The organism is Limimaricola litoreus (assembly GCF_024159025.1).
Taxonomy (GTDB): domain Bacteria; phylum Pseudomonadota; class Alphaproteobacteria; order Rhodobacterales; family Rhodobacteraceae; genus Limimaricola; species Limimaricola litoreus.
This window is the reverse complement of the sequence record NZ_JAMYXC010000022.1, coordinates 1-1,790: the sequence shown is the minus strand read 5'-3', so window position 1 is coordinate 1,790 and position 1,790 is coordinate 1. Positions and strand designations below refer to the sequence as shown.

Here is a 1,790-nt window from a genome sequence, read left to right as displayed (position 1 = left end):
CGCCGAGCGCCCTGCTGCTCGATCACGCGGCCAGCGCAGGCGCGCGGCTGGTGCTGGTCAGCTCGATCTCGGTGCTGGGCACGGCGGGCCTCGCGCCATTTGCCCGCGTGGACGAGGACGCGCCGGTCGAGCCGCGCCCCGAGGGGCGCGATGCCTATGCCCGCGCCAAGATCGCGCAGGAGCGCGACGCCCGCGCCATTGCCGCGCGCCACGGCGTGCCCCTGCGGATCGTCCGACCCGGCGCGATATTCGGGCCGGGGCGGTTGTGGAACGCCCATATGGGGCTCCCGCTGGGCCCGCTGACGCTCGGCCCGCGCCACGCGGGGGAGCTGCCGCTGTGCTGGCTGCGGCATGCGGCGCAGATCCTCGTGCTGGCCGCGACCGTGCCGCAATCCAACCCGGTCGAGGTGATCCACGCGCTCGATGACGACCGGCCCGACCGCGCGCGCTTTCTCACGGCTCTCGGGCGACGCGGCCTGCCGTTGGGCTGGCGCGGCTTCGACGCGGCGGCGGGGCTCTTGGCCCCCCTCGCCCCCCGCCTGCCGGGGCTTCTGCGCCGAGAGACGCTGCGCGCGCGGCTGATGCCGCTGCGCTACGACAACGCCCGCGCGCATGCGCTGGGATTCCGGCCCGAGGCGGATTTCGAATCGGCAATGGCCGCGGCGCGGGGGGCGGCATGAGCATATCCGGCCCGTTCATGTGGCTGACGGGCGAGTATCCCCGCGCCACCGACACCTTCATCCAGCGCGAGGTGGCGGGGCTGCGCGACCTCGGAGTTACGGTCGAGACCGCCTCGGTGCGGCGCACCGATCCCGCCCATCATGTCGGCCCCGAACAGCGCGCCGAGGCGGCGGCGACCTTTCACCTGCTGGAGCGCACGCTGAACCCCGTCGCCATCACCCGGGCCAAGCTCTCGGCCCTGCGCCACCCGCGCCGCTTCGCGCGCGCGCTGGCGCTGGCGTGGCGCAGCGCGCCCCGTGGGCTGCGCGGGAGGCTCTACAACATGATCTATTTCGGCGAGGCACTGGTGCTGGCGCATCGTATGAAGGCGCGCGGCATCACCCATCTGCACAACCACATCGCCAAATCCTCTGGCACGGTGGCGATGCTCGCCTCCGAGGTCTCAGGCATTCCGTACAGCTTCACCCTGCACGGCCCCGACATCTTCTTCGCGCCCGAGCATTGGGCCTTGGGCGAAAAGATCGCCCGCGCCCGCTTCGTCGCCTGCATCTCGGATTTTGCGCGGGCGCAGGCGATGCTGTTCTCGGACCCCGCCCATTGGCACAAGCTGCACGTGGTGCATTGCGGGGTGGACCCTGCGCTTTATGCCGACACCCCCGCCCCGCCGGAGGACCGGCTCCTCTTCGTGGGCCGGCTTTCGGCGGTCAAGGGCCTGCCGGTGCTGCTCCGGGCCCTGGCGCGGGCCCGTGAAAGCCGCCCCGCCCTCACGCTCGACCTCGTGGGCGACGGCGAGGACCGGGCCGGGCTGGAGCGGCTCGCCACCGATCTCGGCCTCGGCGACGCGGTGCGCTTCCACGGCTATCTCGGGCAGGCCGAGGTGGCGCGGATGCTGCGCGAGACCGGTGCGCTGGTGCTGCCCTCCTTTGCCGAGGGGGTGCCGGTGGTGCTGATGGAGGCGATGGCCGCCGCGCGCCCGGTGATCGCCACCCGCGTCGGCGGCGTGGCCGAGCTGGTCGAGCACGGGGTATCGGGCCTGCTGGTGCCGCCGGGGGCCGAGGCGCCGCTGGCCGAGGCCATCGCCGCGCTTTCGGGCGATGCGGCACGGCGCG

The 1,790-nt window shown here is 73.6% G+C and carries 2 protein-coding genes; both read left to right on the top strand.

The features are described 5' to 3' along the window. Positions 1-680 (top strand): NAD-dependent epimerase/dehydratase family protein (locus tag NHG85_RS01345; RefSeq protein ID WP_253329068.1); only part of this gene is annotated, 680 nt, incomplete at its 5' end. Next, positions 677-1,790 (top strand): glycosyltransferase (locus NHG85_RS01340; RefSeq protein ID WP_253329066.1); only part of this gene is annotated, 1,114 nt, incomplete at its 3' end. The genes NHG85_RS01345 and NHG85_RS01340, both read left to right, overlap by 4 nt.